The sequence below is a fragment of the Hwangdonia lutea genome (genome assembly GCF_032814565.1).
GTDB lineage: Bacteria > Bacteroidota > Bacteroidia > Flavobacteriales > Flavobacteriaceae > Hwangdonia > Hwangdonia lutea.
Genome location: NZ_CP136521.1, coordinates 2,325,499 through 2,341,551 on the forward strand (window position 1 = coordinate 2,325,499; position 16,053 = coordinate 2,341,551).

Genomic DNA, 16,053 nt, shown 5'->3' on the forward strand with positions numbered 1-16,053 from the left:
GTGAGAATCTTTATAATAGAAATTAAAAAGATGAAGAAAAAAATATTATTTATTCTAATTGCTTTACTTGTAATCTCTTGTAAAAAAGAACACAAAAACACAATACTTGAAGGCACCGTTTTTGGGACGTATTACAGGGTCACTTACGATTCCGACCTTAATTATCAAAAGCAAATTGATAGCTTGTTTTACGTGATAAATAAATCCATGTCCACCTATCAAATATATTCAGACATTTCAAAAATAAATCGTAACGAAGAGGTTGCAGTTGATGCCCATTTTAAAAAAGTTTTTGAGACTTCAAAACAAATTTATAAAGCCACCAGTGCAGCTTTCGACCCAACCATTGGTGCCGTTGTAAATGCCTGGGATTTTGGTCCGGAAGGTAAAATAGCAAATCTCGATAGCCTTAAAGTTGACAGTTTGATGCAATCCGTTGGTTTTAATAAAGTGACACTTAAAAATAATCACGTTTTAAAACAAAAAGAAACATTTATAGATTTTAACGCCATAGCAAAAGGTTACGCTGTTGATGTGGTTTCAGAATTTTTACAAAGTCAGAATGCTAAAAATCACCTCGTTGATATTGGAGGCGAATTAAGAGCAAGCGGAATTAATATCGAAAAAAAATCAGATTGGAAGGTTGGTGTGGAAAACCCCAATTTTGATGGCTCGCAATCCATAAACCGAGCTATTGCTTTAAAGGACAAAGCCATGGCGACTTCCGGGACGTACAGAAAGTTTAAAGTGGATGAAAACGGAAATCGTTATGCGCATATTATCGATACAAAAACGGGCTACCCAAGTAAAACCAATCTCTTAAGTATTTCTGTTATTGCAGATGATTGTATGACAGCCGACGCTTACGCTACCGCATTTAAAGCTATGGGGATTGAAAAAGTGAAAACCTTTTTAAAATCCCACCCTGAACTAAAAGTGTTTTTGATTTTTGAAAATAAAGAGAAAGCATTGGAAACCTTAGCTTTAAATGATTTTCCTGAAAATTAAATGGCATTGCTATGTTAAACTGAACTTGTTTCAGTTTCTCTTAATATTTAAAATGGTATTTTGTACTTACGTTACTACTTATAACAAACCGGAATAATTTCACCTTTTGCCAAACAGTATTTTTCTATCGCTTCCGCGGAAAGATTGGAAGTGTAATCGACTTCTTCAACCTTAAATCCAATACTTCTGAGTTTGTCAAAATAGTCACGACCATAAATACGTACATGGTCGTACTGCCCAAAAATTTTAGCCCGTTCTTTTCGGTCTGTAATAGAATCATCTTCATAAGTTTCAACACGATTCAAATCTTGCGGAATTTGAAGAATGGCCATGCCTTTAGGTTTTAAAACCCGATACAATTCCTGCATGGCTTTGGTGTCGTCCGGAATATGCTCTAAAACATGGTTGCACAAAATAACATCGTAACTGTTGTCTTTAAAAGGAAGATTGCAAATATCAGCTTTTACATCGGCCAAAGGGGAATTCAAATCCGTCGTAGTATAATCTAGGTTTTTCAGCTTTTTAAAGCGTTTGTAAAAAGCTTGTTCCGGTGCAAAATGAAGCACTTTTTTCTCTGATGAAAAGAAATCCGTTTCACGTTTCAAATACAACCATAACAACCGATGGCGCTCTAAACTTAAAGTGGATGGCGAAAGTACATTGTTACGTTGTGTACCATATCCGTAAGGCAAAAAACTTCTGAATGATTTATCGTCAATTGGGTCGGTGTATTTGTTTCCTTTTAAAAAGAAGGCCACAATTGGGCGGATAATGTAACTTAACCTAATGAGTAAAGGTCTGGGGATTATATTTAGAATAAGCTTAAAAAGTTTTTTCATATTGTTTCACAGAGATTCACGGAGACACACAAAGTTTCGCAGAGCACTTATTCAAGAGTATTTACAAATCTTTTAATTCCGTTTTTTAATAGTTTGGTTTTAAAATTAAGAAGTAATCCTACCGGGTAATCTCCTAATTTCATATAAGTTAGAATTTGTGCTGAGTGAACATCTGTAAGCTTTTCTACTGTTTTGAGTTCGATTACAATTGAGTTTTCAATTAGTAAATCAATTCTGTAACCGTGATCCAATTTTTTATCTTTGTAAATAATAGACTGAATGATTTCTTTTTTTACGGAATAACCTAAGTTTTCAAGTTCATGAAATAAACATTCCTGATAAGCAGACTCTAATAAACCTGGGCCAAGTGCTCGGTGAACTTCAATAGCACAACCAATAATGTTTTCGGTAATTTTATTGTAATTCATAAACATTAATTGAAGTTATAAATACTCAGTGCACCTCTGTTTCCCTCAGTGAATCTCAGCGAAATAATGCTAAGAAATTTGTGTCTACAGTACCAAAGCCTTCTGCCTAAACTCTTCTTCCTCATTACTTTCAATGCCTAAAGCCTCATAAATATAAGCGAAGGTAGAAAGCAACTCTGGTTTGCCATTTACCAATGCCACATTATGTTCAAAATGGGCACTTGGTTTATTATCTAAAGTGGTAATGGTCCAACCGTCTCTGTGTTGCTTAATTCGGTGGGTTCCCATATTAATCATAGGCTCAATGGCCACCACCATACCTTCAATAAATTTTTTGCCACGACCGCGTTTTCCGTAGTTTGGCATTTCAGGATCTTCGTGCATTTTACTGCCCAAACCATGCCCTACCAATTCCCTCACAACGCCATAACCGTGGTCTTCACAATATTTTTGAATGGCATACCCCACATCGCCAACACGATTTCCTTTTTTAAAGGCTCTTATGCCTTCGTATAACGATGCTTTGGTAACTTGTAGTAGTTTTTCGGTTTCAGGTGCAATCTCGCCAACGGCAAAGGTGTAGGCATGGTCACCGTAAAATCCATTTTTTAATGCGCCACAGTCGATAGAAATAATATCGCCTTCTTTAAGAGGTTCGTTGGTTGGAAAACCATGAACCACCTGTTCGTTCGGGCTCATGCAAAGGGTGTTTGGAAAATCGTATAATCCTAAAAATCCTGGGATGGCACCGTGGTCTCTTATGTGTTCTTCGGCAATTTTATCTAATTGAAGTGTGGTTACTCCAGGTTTAACTTCACGGGCAAGTATGCCTAAGGTTTTCGAAACAATTAATGCGCTTTCTCGCATCAATTCTATTTCTTCGGGTGTTTTTACTACAATCATCTTTTTAAAATATGTGCAAAGATACTTAAAACCTATAATGATTTGATAAAAAGTAGATTTTCTTATGTTCGGTTTACTTAAAAAACCTAAAGAAACCGCTTTCCTTTTTAGGGATATTTGGTTTGGTATTGGTAAGCATTTGGTAAATTTCTCCCCAACCTATAAAGCCACCAATATTTCGGTCGTCTATAAATAAATCGGCATGAATTTTCCGGCTCATCTTATTACTGTATTCTTCTCCCAAGAAGCTACTATTAACAGCGTAAAAAACAATGCCGTTATTTTCGCAGAATGTAACAGCTTCGTCAAGCTTGTCTCCGCACCTATAGGTCCATAAAATCAATCGATGCCCTTCTTCTTGTAGTTTTTTAAGCGTTTCGAAAGCAAAAAGCTTGGGCTTACCTATTTTAGGATAAGCGTCTTCCACAATAGTGCCATCAAAATCTACAGCGATTATAAGCGATTGGTTAACATCCATTTTTTTAATTATAGACTTGAGTTTAACACAAAAGTACAATAATTTACGCACTAATAGAATTATGGAAATCTAACCCAATATAAGCTTAAACTAAAGGATGTTGCGTCATTGCTTCAGGTTGTGGAACACCCATAAGTTTTAAAATAGTTGGTGCCATATCGCCTAAAATACCATCTTTAATCTCTTTTAAATCGTTATCGATTAAAATAACGGGAACGGGGTTTGTGGTATGTGCTGTATTGGGTGTGCCGTCTGGATTTATCATGGTTTCGCAATTACCGTGATCTGCTATAAGCAGGGTTGAATACCCGTTTTTCAATGCCGTTGTTACCACGTCTTTTACGCATTCATCTACGGCTTCACAGGCTTTTATGGCAGCTTCCATAACGCCGGTGTGCCCAACCATATCGCCATTTGCAAAGTTTAAACACACAAAATCTACCTCGCCCTTTTGTAATTCTGGTACTAAAGCATCGCGTAATTCATAAGCGCTCATTTCGGGTTTTAAATCGTATGTGGCTACTTTTGGTGAGTTTCTTAAAATGCGGGTTTCGCCATTAAAAGGTTCTTCGCGTCCGCCAGAAAAGAAAAAGGTAACATGAGGGTATTTTTCGGTTTCGGCAATTCGAATTTGTTTTTTGTTGTGTTTTTCCAATACTTCACCCAAAGTTTCATTTAGGTTCTCTTTATTGAAAATAACGTTGATGTTTTTATAAGTATCGTCGTAATTGGTAAGCGTCACATAATGCAAATTGAGTTTATGCATGTTTTGCTCATGAAAATTGGTTTGGGTTAAAGCTTCGGTTAACTCACGACCGCGATCGGTTCTGAAATTGAAGAATATCACAACATCATCGTCTTTAATTTGTGCGATAGGTTGATTGGTTTCATCAACTGCGATAATGGGTTTTATAAACTCATCGGTGATATCATTTTTATAACTTTTTCTGATGGATTCGGTAATATTTGTCGACTTTTCGCCAATACCATTCACTAAAGCATCATAAGCTAATTTTATGCGTTCCCAACGTTTATCTCTATCCATAGCGTAGTAACGACCAGTTACCGTTGCTAATTTGGTGTTTGTGTTTTCAATATGATTTTCAAGCTCGGTTACAAAACCATAACCTGATTTTGGGTCTACATCGCGCCCGTCGGTAAAAGCGTGAACAAAAGTATTGGCTAATCCAAAATCGTTGGCGGCATCAATTAACCCCAATAAATGGTTAATATGCGAGTGTACGCCACCATCGCTTAATAAGCCTAAAAAATGAACGTTTTTATGATTGTTTTTTGCATAGTTAAAGGCATCAACCAAAACTTGTTCGTTATTAAGGGTTTTGTTTTTTACAGCCAAATTTACTTTAACAAGATCTTGGTATACAATACGTCCCGCACCCAAATTCATATGGCCAACTTCGCTATTTCCCATTTGCCCATCGGGTAAACCAACGTGTAAGCCATCGGTTCTTAACGTTGCGAAAGGGTATTTTTTATATAGTGAATCAATAAATGGGGTATGGGCATGATCGATTGCTGATACCTTTGGGTCTGGAGAATTTCCCCAACCATCAAGAATCATTAAGATAACTTTTTTGTTCATTTTTTGTGAGAATTTTTGAGTATTCAAAGATAGTGAGATTATAAAAAAAATCCTCGTTAAAACATCTCAAAAAGCTTTTAAATAGCGGATTTTTGCGAGTATCTCAACAAAAAAGCTTTAACATAATAAAATGTGAAATCAATGTTAAAAATATGTTATTAATTATTTTTTGTGTAACAGATTGAGATTTTTGTCGTCTCTTTAGTATATCAAAAAACGAAATCAATTCAAATCAATAATCAAATTAAAATCTTTCATCATGAAAAAAACAATCATTATTTCCGCAATCGCATTATGCTTTTCAGTAGTATCAGTTAATGCAAAATCAATGAATGAAACCGTTAAAGATTACAGTGTAGAAGCCGTAGTTCAAGTGAGTCCTTTTTGTGTGTCTATAGCAAAAGGCGACTTAGAAACCGTTAAAAAACTTATCAGTTTAGGTGCGGATATCAACAAAAAATCTAATGGGATGACACCGGTTATGTATGCTGCTAAGTATAACCGAACCGACATTTTGAAGTTTTTAATTGCTAAAGGCGCTAAGTTAAAAACCAAATGTCCTAAAGGTTTAACTGCTGTTAAGTATGCAGAACGGTCTAATGCCAAAGAAGCTTTAGCAATACTAAAGGATGCTTTAGCTTAAAAATTAAATAATTTTTAATAATTATTTAGAGCTAGTCACTCATAAAAAGTCTTGTTTTAACAAGGCTTTTTATTATTGGTTTTTATACTTTTCAATAGATTCTTGAATTTTCTCAATTCTATTATCGGGATCTGGATGTGAGCTTTGAAATTCCGGAACACGATTGGGGCCAGCAGCATCCTTTAAAATTTCCATAACGCCAATCATTTCTTGAGGGTTGTAACCCGATTTAAGCATAAACAACACACCAAGATCGTCGCTTTCCAATTCATCATCACGACCATTTTTCAAAAGTGTTTGTTGGCCAATGCCACTTACCAATCCGCCCATATCCGCACCAACCGATGCACCCGTGGTTACGGTTTGCCAAAAGTCGCTTTCTGCAATACGTTCAGCAGAATGACGCCCTAAAACATGACCGATTTCGTGCCCCAAAACACCAGCCAACTGGTCTTCATTTTCCAGTTTAGAAAACAATGCGTAGGTAATAAAAATTTGCCCACCGGGTAATGCAAAAGCATTTATAGTATTCTCGTCTGCCAACAAATGAAAGTCGTATTTATAAGGCGTATCCTTTGCCATACTATTATTTACAAGCTTGTTTCCTACTTGGTCTACAAGGGCTTGATATTGGTTGTTAGGATGTAGGCCACCATGTTGTTGAGCCATTTGTGGCGCGTGTTGTAAGCCAATGGCTATTTCTTGATCCGAGGTCATGTTAATGGTTTGCACTCTACCGGTATACGCATTTCGCTCTTTACTATTACATTTTTTAATAAATGCAAATGCTACTATGGCAAGACCAATTAATAATCTAATCTTAAAATTTCTACTTCTCATTGTTGCTATTTATAATTTGAAATTTACAAAAAATAATAATTCTAGCTATTACCCTGGTTTGATTAACAGGGCAAACTCAGGTTTTAGACCCATTTTTTACGGTTTTGTCACGTATTAAATTTAAGTGGATTTAATTTTATGTTTTAATGAATAATTAGAAAATATTTATCTTCACATAAAAATTGTTGATGTCTTTTCAGTTTAAAATTATTGATAAAAAACAAATTGATTCTGTGATACCTTTAGTTCAAAAACTAAATGGTCATAATCAATCTGATGCGGTTTTAAAACAACGTTTTTCCGAAATGGTAACTCAGAATTACGAATGTGCCGGCATTTTTGAAGGCGATAAACTAGTTGGAATTTCCGGTTTGTGGTATTGCACAAGACACTATTCAGGAAAAAGTGTTGAACCAGACCATGTTTTTATTGATGATGAGTATCGTGGCAAAGGTTTAGGAAAACAATTTTTTGAGTGGATTTATAACTACGTTAAGCTAAAAGGTTGTGAATCAATAGAATTGAATACGTATGTGCATAATTATCCGTCGCACAAATTTTATTACAACGAAGGGTTTGAAATTTTGGGCTATCATTTTTTTAAAAAGTTGTAGTTTTTGCTTGCAAATAAGTTGCGAGAGTGTTTATATTTGCATCGTTAATGCGGGAGTAGCTCAGTTGGTAGAGCGTCAGCCTTCCAAGCTGAATGTCGCCAGTTCGAACCTGGTCTCCCGCTCGAAAAGCTCCATGGAAATATGGGGCTTTTTTTATGCTCTATTTTTTGCAGGTTGGTTGTACTTGGTAATCTGTAGTGGCTTTGGCTGGTATGCCCGCGTGAGGGATAGTAGTGGAAAGCCCACAGCGCAGCGAGGACTTGTAGCGGATAGCCCGACCCGCCCGATAGTTATCGGGAAGGGGCACGCCCAAATTGTTTTTATTTTAAATGATTTAATTGTGTGCCCGAAGCGATTTCGTAGGGTGTTTTGTTATACTCGAAGATTCGCGCTTCTAAGGCGCCTTTCAACACTATGGAATCGCCTTTAACACGCAGCCAACTGCCTTCGCGCAAACCTATTACGGGTGGTGTATTGTAGCTGTGAAATTCTTTAATCCGGGTTTCGCGGGTTTCGCCCATGTGTGTGCTGTTTGTGTCGGGGTCTAAATAATGCGGATTAATATTAAAAGGCACAACGCCCAAAGTATTAAAACTGGGCGGGTAAACAATGGGCATATCGTTGGATGTTTTTATGGTGAGTCCGCAAATATTACTGCCGGCGCTTGTGCCCAAATACGGGGTGCCGTTGGTAAGGGTTTCTTTTAAAACTGCTATTAAATTGTTTTGGTACAACTGGCTTACCAAAACAAAGGTATTGCCACCGCCGGTAAAAATAGCCTCGGCGTTTTTTATAGCCTCAACGGGGTTATTAAACGTATGGATACCCACTACTTTTTTATCGATTTTAGAAAATGCCGATGCGGCTTTTTGGGTGTATTCGTCGTGCGATATACCGCCTGGTCTGGCATACGGAATAAACAATACCGTTTTTGCTTCGTTAAAAAAAGTGGCTAATTCATCTAAAATATATTCCAAATATCCGCTGCCATGAACGGTAGAAGTGCTGGCTATAATTAGGTTTCTCATGTAATTTCGTATATTAGGTAAAAGTAATCAAATGTAGGATTTAACAAAAGTTTAAAGTAGTTTTTCATTTTATTTAAGATTTGAAACGCTTTCTTTATAACGTAAAATAAACGTATTGAAACAACTATTACTTTTTATTGCCATATTGTTTTATTGTGATTCGATGATGAGTCAGAATATCCAGCGTATTGAAGTTAACGGTGTTATTCTTGCTGATAATAATGATGTAGAAAATATTACGGTTTACAATGCATCGTCTAATAAAGGCACAATTACCAATGGCAAGGGTGAATTTACTATTCATGTGGCTTTACATGATATTATCGAAATTTCCGCACTGCAGTTTAAAACCGTTTCAATCACAATTACCGAGGACGCTATAGCGTCTAAACAGTTAAAGATTTATTTAGCCGAACAGGTAAATCAATTAGGTGCTGTGTTATTATCCACGGGACTTTCAGGTGATTTGGTTACCGATATTGATAATACTGAAGAATTGCCCAAAATAGAACTCGATTTAGGCAATATGAATGCTTTGGAATATTTTGATGACAATGCTTTTAATAACGACTTAATTAGAGATGAATTAAATAGGATTGTGAGTAAAGGGCAGTTTTACAACGGAATAGATTTTGCTTCATTGTTGGGGATCAATAAGTTGTTACAACGGAAAAGAAAGCAAAGTAATTTTTATAAAAAGGATGAAAAACCTAAAGATTTATTGGATGTTTATTCCCATAAATTTATTAGCGAATTTTGTAATATTCCGTTTGAAAAAGTAGAGTTGTTTGTGGCTTTTATTGAAGCTGAAGGCATAAAAGACGAGTTATATAAACCAGAAAACGAAGTGTATTTACTCGAGTACTTAATGCGGCAAAGCAAAGAATTTTTGATGTTGGAAGATGCAAAACATTAAATATGTTTCTTTTTTAGTACTGTTGTTTGCTTTTAAAATGGCCGAATCGCAATCTGTTGAAATTTACGGAAAAGTTGAAAGCCATGCGGGTTTTGAAAATATTCACGTTATAAATAAAACGGCTCAGGTTTTTACAACCACCAATAAAATTGGCGAATTTAAAATTACTGCAAAGTTAAACGATACACTTGTGTTTTCGTCTATTCAGCACATTCCAAAATATATTGTTGTTAGTGATCAAGTTGTTTTAAACAGAGCATTAACCGTAACATTAAAAGAGCAAATAAACGAGTTGGGAGAAGTGTTGGTGGGCAAAATATTATCAGGAGATTTGCTTTTGGATATTGAACAGATTGAAGGCGAACCACCCATTAATTGTTACGATGTTGGTATTCCGGGATACACCGGTAAACTGGCTACACAAAGCGAACGGCGATTGCACGAAGCGGGAGAGTTTAAACCAAAAATGCTTTTGGGGCTTTTAGGTGGTGGAATTCCTTTAAACCCAATATTAAATGGTATTTCAGGTAGAACAAAAGAGCTTAAAAACCGCGTTGATATAGAAACGAAAGAGGCCTTGTTGGAAAACATAAAAGCGCGATTAGAAAAAGATTTTTTAAATATATATTCATTGGAAGCAGATAGAGTGGCAGACTTTTTTTATTTCTGCGCAGACGATGCTCATTTTATTGAACGGTGTAAAAACAAGACCGATATTGAAATTCTTGAGTTTTTAAAAGAAAAATTAAAAGTTTATAAAACAAATCTCGAATCGATAACCGATTGATGTTTAAGTTGCGAGGCCCGCGTTAGGGATTGAGCGGCATGTTTGAGCTCGCCGACGATAGGAGGAAGCGAGTAGTGAAAGCCCGACCTTTTGCGATCCTGCAAGGTTTCTAAAAACCTTGTGGGTATGAGAAAAAGGTAACGCCCAAATAATTATTTTTGGAATGCTTTTTGAACCGTAAAAACAAGCATCAAAATAATTACTTTAGCAAAAAAAAAACAGACATGACATTTTTAAAGTCTTTTTTATTCTTTTTAATAATTCCACTTTTTGCCTTTAGCGCCATGCACAAATATTATGTGAGCGTAACGCAAATAAATTATGTAGAAGAGAAGGCATCGGTACAAATAATATCGAGGATTTTTATTGACGATTTCGAGAATGTTTTGCGCAAACGTTACAACGACAACATAACCTTGGCAGGTAAAAACGAACCAAAAACGGTAGATGCTTATATTGCACGTTATTTAAACGAAAAAATAAAAATTAAAATTAATAATAAGGCCGCCAAAATTAACTTTATTGGAAAAGAATATAACGGCGATATTATGCAATGCTACCTGGAAATTGAAGGCGTTAAAGCCATTAATGCATTTGAAATTACTAACCAATTGCTGTTCGATTTATTTCAAGAACAACAAAATATTGTTAAAACCAAAATAAACGAAACACATAAAAGCTTTTTGTTTATTCTTCAAAAAGACCATGCTTTGTTAAACTTTGATTAAAATAAAGTTGAAATTCTTAAAAATTTACTATTTTCGAGCGTTTTTTACGGTGGTATCTTTTACCTTAAAAACAACACTATTCTTTTAAACTAAATATGTTATTAAATTGAAAATGAAAAAAATTGCCTATTACTTTCTGTCTGCGGTATTTATTACTTCGGGGGTTTTTGCTCAAGATCAAGATCAGCAAGAGCGCAAAAAAGGACATACAAATACCAATAAATTTAAGCAATTGTACGATGAGTTTTCAACACCAAATATGTACAGAGCCGCCTCGGGAGCACCGGGTGTGGCATATTATCAGCAACAAGCCGATTATAAAATGGACATTGTTTTAGACGATAAAAATGCGAGATTGTCTGGTTTTGAAACTATTACTTATACCAATAATTCGCCTGATGTTTTAAAATATCTTTGGGTACAATTGGACCAAAATCAACGTGCCAAGGACTCTAAATCGCCGCTAATTGAAAGCAGTGGTGTGGCACCGGTGTTAACGCCTTCACAGTTTGCAAAAAATTATATTAAGGCACCATTAGAGCGAGGTTTTAATATTGAGGAGGTTAAAGATGCCAATGGCAAACCTTTAAAGCACATGATTAATAGAACCATGATGCGTGTGGAATTGCCAAAAGCCATGAAATCGGGCGACAAATTTTCGTTTTCCATTAAGTGGTGGTATAATATTAATAATCACGTAGATGAAGGTGGGCGTTCGGGTTACGAGTATTTTCCAAAAGATGGAAATAGAGCTTATGTCATTGCACAGTTTTTTCCAAGAATGGCAGTTTATAGCGATGTGGAAGGTTGGCAGAATTCTCAATTTTGGGGACGTGATGAGTTTGCATTACCATTTGGCGATTATGAAGTAAATATTACCGTACCGGCAGACCATATTTTGGATGCCACAGGGAAACTTCTAAACAGAAAGGAAGTGTTTACAAAAACGATGATGGATCGTTACGAACAAGCTAAAAAATCGTATAACGAACCGGTTATTATTGTAAATCAAACAGAAGCTGAAGCGGCGGAAAAAGGATTTTCAAACCAAACCAAAACATGGAAATTTAAAGCAGAAAATGTACGTGATTATGGCTTTGCCACATCAAGAAAGTTTATTTGGGATATGATGGCCGTAAAAATCGGTAATAAAGATGTTATGGCGGTGTCTTTGTATCCAAAAGAAGGTAACCCGTTGTGGGAGGACTGGTCTACAAAAGCTGTTGCTAGCACTTTGGAAACCTATTCCAGAATGACGTTTGATTATCCTTACCATAAAGCGATTTCTGTTCATGCCAAACGCCAAGGTATGGAATACCCTATGATTTGTTGGAATTACGGCAGACCAGATGAGGATGGTAATTATAGCGACCGAGTTAAATATGGTATGATGGGGGTAATTATCCATGAAATTGGTCATAACTTTTTTCCTATGATTGTAAATAGTGACGAGCGCCAATGGACATGGATGGACGAAGGCTTAAACACATTTTTACAGTATGTGGCAGAACAGGATTTTGGTGAAAAACATCCCAAAGCATTATCGCCACAGCACAAAAACTTTCCGTCCGATCGTGGGCCAGCACATTTAATTGTGCCATATATGGGTGGTAATCAAGATTATATTGCACCAATAATGACCAAAGGACTTAATACCTATCAATTTGGAAATAACGCTTACGGTAAACCGGCCACGGCTTTAAATATTTTAAGAGAAACCGTAATGGGTCGCGAATTATTCGATTATGCCTTTAAAGAGTATTCGCATCGTTGGATGTTTAAGCACCCAACACCAGAAGATTTTTTCAGAACTATGGAAGATGCATCGGCTTTCGATTTAGACTGGTTTTGGAGAGGTTGGTTTTACACAACCGATTGGGTGGATATCGGTGTAAAAGAGGTGAAAAAATACTATGTGTCGTCAGAACCTAATGCCTACATGAAAGAACTTATGGAAGAAAGAGGTATTAGTAAAAACCAATTAAGACCCTTGGTTTATATGGTTGAAGAAGGTAGCGAAGACTTTAAAGAAGACATGAAAAAGCAAAAACCAGTTGAAAGCGCACCATCTGTAAAAGAATACATTATGGATAACTTTACGCCAGAAGAACAGAAAAACATCAAATCGCCTAAGTACTTCTATAATATTACCTTCGAAAAACCAGGAGGTTTGGTAATGCCTATTATAGTGGAGTACACGTATGCAGATGGCACGACGAAAACCGAAACCTATCCAGCGCAAATCTGGAGGTTAAACGATAATGAAGTTAAAAAAGCTATCGCTTCAGAAAAAGAAATTGTAAGTATTAAAGTAGATCCGAATTTAGAAACGGCAGATGTTGATACTTCAAACAATTCTTGGCCGAGAGAAGTTACACAAAGTCAATTCGATCAATTTAAAGAGAAAATAGACGGAAAATAATTTAAAAAAGGCCAACTTTAATAGTTGGCTTTTTTTATTCTAATAAACACTCACTATATTTGTACTGTGATATATCAACCTACATTTTTATTTATTAGCGGTGCAGAAATAGCTTTTATACTATTTATTGTCATCATGGTTTTTGGTGCCGACAAGCTGCCGGAAATAGCCCGTGGCTTGGGTAAAGGTATGCGTACGCTTAAAGATGCTACCAACGATATTAAACATGAAATTACCAAAACTGTCGAAAAAAACGGTATAGACACCAGCATCACTACCGATGTAAAAAAAGAGCTCGATAAAGTAAAAGACGATCTAGAAGATTTTACAGGCTCAGTAAAACGTAAGTTTTAATAGTATTCCATTAGTTTTCAGAAAGTAAATAATCTGTTTGTCGGAAAAAGATTGTTTTTTGACGAATATTTTTATTCCTATTAGGGAAAAGAAATACTTTGTCAGTCCCAAATCTATAATTTTCGTAAAACATGAAAACAAATCTACTTGTAAGTTTTCTATTGGTTACCACCTTGGTTTTTGGTAAAACAGATAGAGAAATCATAAAAGAAATTGATCAAAAAAACGCTTCTGCATTAATTCTCTTTAACAATCAACAAATAGTAAAGTCATTTAAAGAATTTATTCATGCTAAAGCATTGTCAGATTCCATACAAGACAATTACGGAAGTGCTACGGCTAATTTTCACTTAGGTAATATTTATTACTTAATGGAAAATTATAAGTCTGCCCAAGAGCATTATCAATTAACATTAGATGTTTTAAAAGAGTTAGATGACGATTACCTGGTTTCAAGTTCGTTTTTAAACCTAGCCAAAATATTTAGAGACCAGAATAAATACAATAAAAGCATTGAATATTTTGAGAAAGCACTTCAGTTTTCTGTTGCTAAAAGAGGCTTACAGACTGCCGAAAAAGAAAATCTCCAAAACATATATGTTGAGGCAAAGATTAATTTATGCGAATTATATATTGAAAAAAACAGCTTAGACGAGGCGTTGATAAACCTTTTAAAATTAGGCAACTATCTAAAAACAAATTCTGTAAATTCTAGTTTAGAAGGGTATTTCAATTATGTTTACGGTATATATTATGCAAAAAAAGAACTGTATAATAATGCAAGCAATAAATTTAGGGAAGCTATTTTTTCATTAAATGAACACAACGAAGAAGTCGATTTAGCTTTAATGAGTGATATTTATATGCAATTGTCCATTGCCTTGGCAAAATCAGGTAAAAGCACAGAAGCATACATTACTTTATTGGAACAAAATAATTACAAAGACCAACTTTCCAATGAAGAAAAAAACAGACATGATTTAATTTTAAAATCTAAATTTTTAATTGAAGATTACAAAAACGAGGCCAAAACCGCAAATATTGCACGACTGGAGCAAATGGAGATAGCCAATAAGTTCAAGAAAATCAATATCATATTTTTTATAACCTTGTTGCTGTTAGTGGTTTCATTCATCGTTATTTATAAAAGTTATAGCTCTAAAATAAAATTGAGCAAAACTTTAAAGCTTAAAAACAACGAATTACAACTTGCTAAGGATGAGGCCTTAAAAACCTCAGAGTTAAAAAGTAAATTTATTTCAAACGTATCTCACGAATTGAGAACACCGCTTTATGGTGTAGTTGGTATAACATCGCTCTTGTTAAACGAGAGAAAGAACCTTAGCGAACGCGACAGAAAATATTTGCAATCTCTTAAATATTCCGGTGATTACCTTTTAAATTTAGTTAACGATATATTACAAGCCAACAAAATGGAAGCTCAAAAAATCGAGCTTAAAAATGTGTCGGTAAACCTAAAATCTTTAATGCAGCGCATAGTCGATTCTTTTGAATACAGATTACAAGAATCGAATAACATTATTAAATTGTCTATTGACGAAGAAATCCCGGAGTACATTAAAGTTGATAAAGTTAGAATGTCTCAGGTTTTACTAAATTTAATTGGGAATAGTATAAAATTTACTGAAAGCGGTGTTATTGATTTGAGAATAAAACTACTAAACCTAGATGAGGAAAAGGTGAGTTTGCGTTTTGAAATTGAAGATAACGGCATAGGGATTCCTGAAGATAAGTTTAAAACCATTTTCGATAATTTTTCCCAATTAGGAAATGAAAATAATACGAATTATCAAGGCACTGGTTTGGGGCTGTCCATAACCCAAAACATTATTCAACTATTTGAGAGCCAAATTGAACTTGAAAGTGAAGTAGGTAAAGGCACCAAGTTTAGCTTTAATATAGATTTCGAAATAGACCAAGAAAGTAAAACGGTAGTAGACCTAAACGCACCAAAAAAGGTGAAACTAAATAAAGGTAATAAGTATAAAATTTTAATAGTTGAAGATAATAAGATAAACCAAATTGTAACTAAAAATTTATTGGTTAAGCAAAACTACGCTTGCGACATTGTTGATAATGGTTTAAAAGCCGTTGAAATAATGAAAGCTAAAAACAGTTACGATCTTATTTTAATGGATATTAATATGCCCGTTATGAATGGTAATGATGCCACCGTGGCCATTAGGCAATTTAATAAAGAAATACCTATTATAGCTTTAACAGCTGCCGATATTGAAGAGGTTAAACAAGATTTTGATATTATAGGGTTTAACGATATTATCACCAAACCATTTGATAATTACGAGTTTTTTCAAACGATAGCTTCGCATATTCAAAATTCGAATTCTTGTGAAGTAAAATTGGTTAAGGCATCTTAATGTTTAAACTGTAAAGCATAAATGTTAGGTTGGTTTTTTGGGCGTTACCTAAAGGTCGGGCTT

General features: G+C 35.1%; 16 protein-coding genes and 1 tRNA gene. 10 read left to right on the forward strand and 7 right to left on the reverse strand.

The annotated features are described in order from the left end of the window. Positions 1-30 precede the first annotated feature (30 nt). Entirely contained in the window at positions 31-1,008 is a 978-nt protein-coding gene (locus RNZ46_RS10085; protein ID WP_316982080.1) for an FAD:protein FMN transferase, read from the forward strand. A 74-nt stretch (positions 1,009-1,082) separates the two neighbouring features. Here RNZ46_RS10085 and RNZ46_RS10090 read toward each other — a convergent pair whose 3' ends face one another. The 5 genes from RNZ46_RS10090 to gpmI all read right to left on the reverse strand — a co-directional run bounded on the left by RNZ46_RS10090 (position 1,083) and on the right by gpmI (position 5,259). Then, positions 1,083-1,847, reverse strand: a complete 765-nt coding sequence (locus RNZ46_RS10090; protein WP_316982081.1) for a class I SAM-dependent methyltransferase — start codon at positions 1,845-1,847, stop codon at positions 1,083-1,085. Between the two features lie 47 nt (positions 1,848-1,894). After that, the gene (locus RNZ46_RS10095; RefSeq protein WP_316982082.1) at positions 1,895-2,275 is read right to left on the reverse strand and encodes a GxxExxY protein; all 381 of its coding nucleotides are present in this window, start codon (positions 2,273-2,275) and stop codon (positions 1,895-1,897) included. Positions 2,276-2,359: 84 nt separating this feature from the next. Beyond that, on the reverse strand, positions 2,360-3,178 hold the full coding sequence (gene map / locus RNZ46_RS10100) for a type I methionyl aminopeptidase (protein WP_316982083.1): 819 nt from the start codon (positions 3,176-3,178) through the stop codon (positions 2,360-2,362). A gap of 73 nt (positions 3,179-3,251) precedes the next feature. Beyond that, positions 3,252-3,656 carry a BT0820 family HAD-type phosphatase gene (locus tag RNZ46_RS10105; RefSeq protein WP_316982084.1) on the reverse strand — a complete coding sequence of 135 codons (405 nt, stop codon included), beginning with the start codon at positions 3,654-3,656 and terminating at the stop codon, positions 3,252-3,254. An 85-nt stretch (positions 3,657-3,741) separates the two neighbouring features. Further along, positions 3,742-5,259: a 2,3-bisphosphoglycerate-independent phosphoglycerate mutase gene (gpmI, locus tag RNZ46_RS10110; protein WP_316982085.1), complete on the reverse strand. Its 1,518-nt coding sequence runs from the start codon at positions 5,257-5,259 to the stop codon at positions 3,742-3,744. Positions 5,260-5,518: 259 nt separating this feature from the next. On the opposite strand from gpmI, the gene RNZ46_RS10115 reads away from it, so the two are divergent. Further along, the gene (locus RNZ46_RS10115) at positions 5,519-5,902 is read left to right on the forward strand and encodes an ankyrin repeat domain-containing protein (protein ID WP_316982086.1); all 384 of its coding nucleotides are present in this window, start codon (positions 5,519-5,521) and stop codon (positions 5,900-5,902) included. A 72-nt stretch (positions 5,903-5,974) separates the two neighbouring features. Here the strand turns inward: RNZ46_RS10115 and RNZ46_RS10120 are convergent, their stop codons facing one another. Further along, a complete protein-coding gene (locus tag RNZ46_RS10120; protein ID WP_316982087.1) occupies positions 5,975-6,742 on the reverse strand; it encodes a M48 family metalloprotease in 768 nt (255 codons plus the stop codon). Positions 6,743-6,930: 188 nt separating this feature from the next. On the opposite strand from RNZ46_RS10120, the gene RNZ46_RS10125 reads away from it, so the two are divergent. Next, a complete protein-coding gene (locus RNZ46_RS10125; RefSeq protein ID WP_316982088.1) occupies positions 6,931-7,356 on the forward strand; it encodes a GNAT family N-acetyltransferase in 426 nt (141 codons plus the stop codon). A 49-nt stretch (positions 7,357-7,405) separates the two neighbouring features. Next, positions 7,406-7,478, forward strand: a tRNA-Gly gene (locus tag RNZ46_RS10130). Positions 7,479-7,676: 198 nt separating this feature from the next. Here the strand turns inward: RNZ46_RS10130 and pepE are convergent. After that, entirely contained in the window at positions 7,677-8,384 is a 708-nt protein-coding gene (gene pepE / locus RNZ46_RS10135) for a dipeptidase PepE (RefSeq protein ID WP_316982089.1), read from the reverse strand. 115 nt (positions 8,385-8,499) lie between these two features. On the opposite strand from pepE, the gene RNZ46_RS10140 reads away from it, so the two are divergent. The 6 genes from RNZ46_RS10140 (at position 8,500) to RNZ46_RS10165 (ending at position 15,990) form a co-directional block, all read left to right on the forward strand. Continuing rightward, complete coding sequence (locus RNZ46_RS10140; RefSeq protein WP_316982090.1) at positions 8,500-9,300, forward strand: carboxypeptidase-like regulatory domain-containing protein; 801 nt, start codon at positions 8,500-8,502, stop codon at positions 9,298-9,300. Continuing rightward, positions 9,287-10,087, forward strand: coding sequence for a peptidase associated/transthyretin-like domain-containing protein (locus tag RNZ46_RS10145; RefSeq protein WP_316982091.1), 801 nt, complete (start codon positions 9,287-9,289; stop codon positions 10,085-10,087). The genes RNZ46_RS10140 and RNZ46_RS10145 overlap by 14 nt, the downstream gene beginning before the upstream one ends. Positions 10,088-10,311: 224 nt before the next feature. Then, on the forward strand, positions 10,312-10,815 hold the full coding sequence (locus tag RNZ46_RS10150) for a DUF6702 family protein (protein ID WP_316982092.1): 504 nt from the start codon (positions 10,312-10,314) through the stop codon (positions 10,813-10,815). 112 nt (positions 10,816-10,927) lie between these two features. Further along, entirely contained in the window at positions 10,928-13,237 is a 2,310-nt protein-coding gene (locus RNZ46_RS10155) for a M1 family metallopeptidase (protein WP_316982093.1), read from the forward strand. A 66-nt stretch (positions 13,238-13,303) separates the two neighbouring features. Continuing rightward, positions 13,304-13,591, forward strand: coding sequence for a Sec-independent protein translocase subunit TatA/TatB (locus RNZ46_RS10160; protein WP_316982094.1), 288 nt, complete (start codon positions 13,304-13,306; stop codon positions 13,589-13,591). A 131-nt stretch (positions 13,592-13,722) separates the two neighbouring features. After that, a complete protein-coding gene (locus tag RNZ46_RS10165; RefSeq protein ID WP_316982095.1) occupies positions 13,723-15,990 on the forward strand; it encodes an ATP-binding protein in 2,268 nt (755 codons plus the stop codon). The last annotated feature ends 63 nt before the right edge of the window (positions 15,991-16,053 follow it).

Coding starts and splice junctions, on each gene's coding strand:
- RNZ46_RS10115 (WP_316982086.1), top strand. CDS start 5,519: ATGAAAAAAACAATCATTATTTCCGCAATCGCATTATGCTTTTCAGTA.
- RNZ46_RS10125 (WP_316982088.1), top strand. CDS start 6,931: ATGTCTTTTCAGTTTAAAATTATTGATAAAAAACAAATTGATTCTGTG.
- RNZ46_RS10145 (WP_316982091.1), top strand. CDS start 9,287: ATGCAAAACATTAAATATGTTTCTTTTTTAGTACTGTTGTTTGCTTTT.
- pepE (WP_316982089.1), bottom strand. CDS start 8,384: ATGAGAAACCTAATTATAGCCAGCACTTCTACCGTTCATGGCAGCGGA.
- RNZ46_RS10165 (WP_316982095.1), top strand. CDS start 13,723: ATGAAAACAAATCTACTTGTAAGTTTTCTATTGGTTACCACCTTGGTT.
- RNZ46_RS10155 (WP_316982093.1), top strand. CDS start 10,928: ATGAAAAAAATTGCCTATTACTTTCTGTCTGCGGTATTTATTACTTCG.
- RNZ46_RS10105 (WP_316982084.1), bottom strand. CDS start 3,656: ATGGATGTTAACCAATCGCTTATAATCGCTGTAGATTTTGATGGCACT.
- gpmI (WP_316982085.1), bottom strand. CDS start 5,259: ATGAACAAAAAAGTTATCTTAATGATTCTTGATGGTTGGGGAAATTCT.
- RNZ46_RS10090 (WP_316982081.1), bottom strand. CDS start 1,847: ATGAAAAAACTTTTTAAGCTTATTCTAAATATAATCCCCAGACCTTTA.
- RNZ46_RS10095 (WP_316982082.1), bottom strand. CDS start 2,275: ATGAATTACAATAAAATTACCGAAAACATTATTGGTTGTGCTATTGAA.
- RNZ46_RS10120 (WP_316982087.1), bottom strand. CDS start 6,742: ATGAGAAGTAGAAATTTTAAGATTAGATTATTAATTGGTCTTGCCATA.
- map (WP_316982083.1), bottom strand. CDS start 3,178: ATGATTGTAGTAAAAACACCCGAAGAAATAGAATTGATGCGAGAAAGC.
- RNZ46_RS10085 (WP_316982080.1), top strand. CDS start 31: ATGAAGAAAAAAATATTATTTATTCTAATTGCTTTACTTGTAATCTCT.
- RNZ46_RS10150 (WP_316982092.1), top strand. CDS start 10,312: ATGACATTTTTAAAGTCTTTTTTATTCTTTTTAATAATTCCACTTTTT.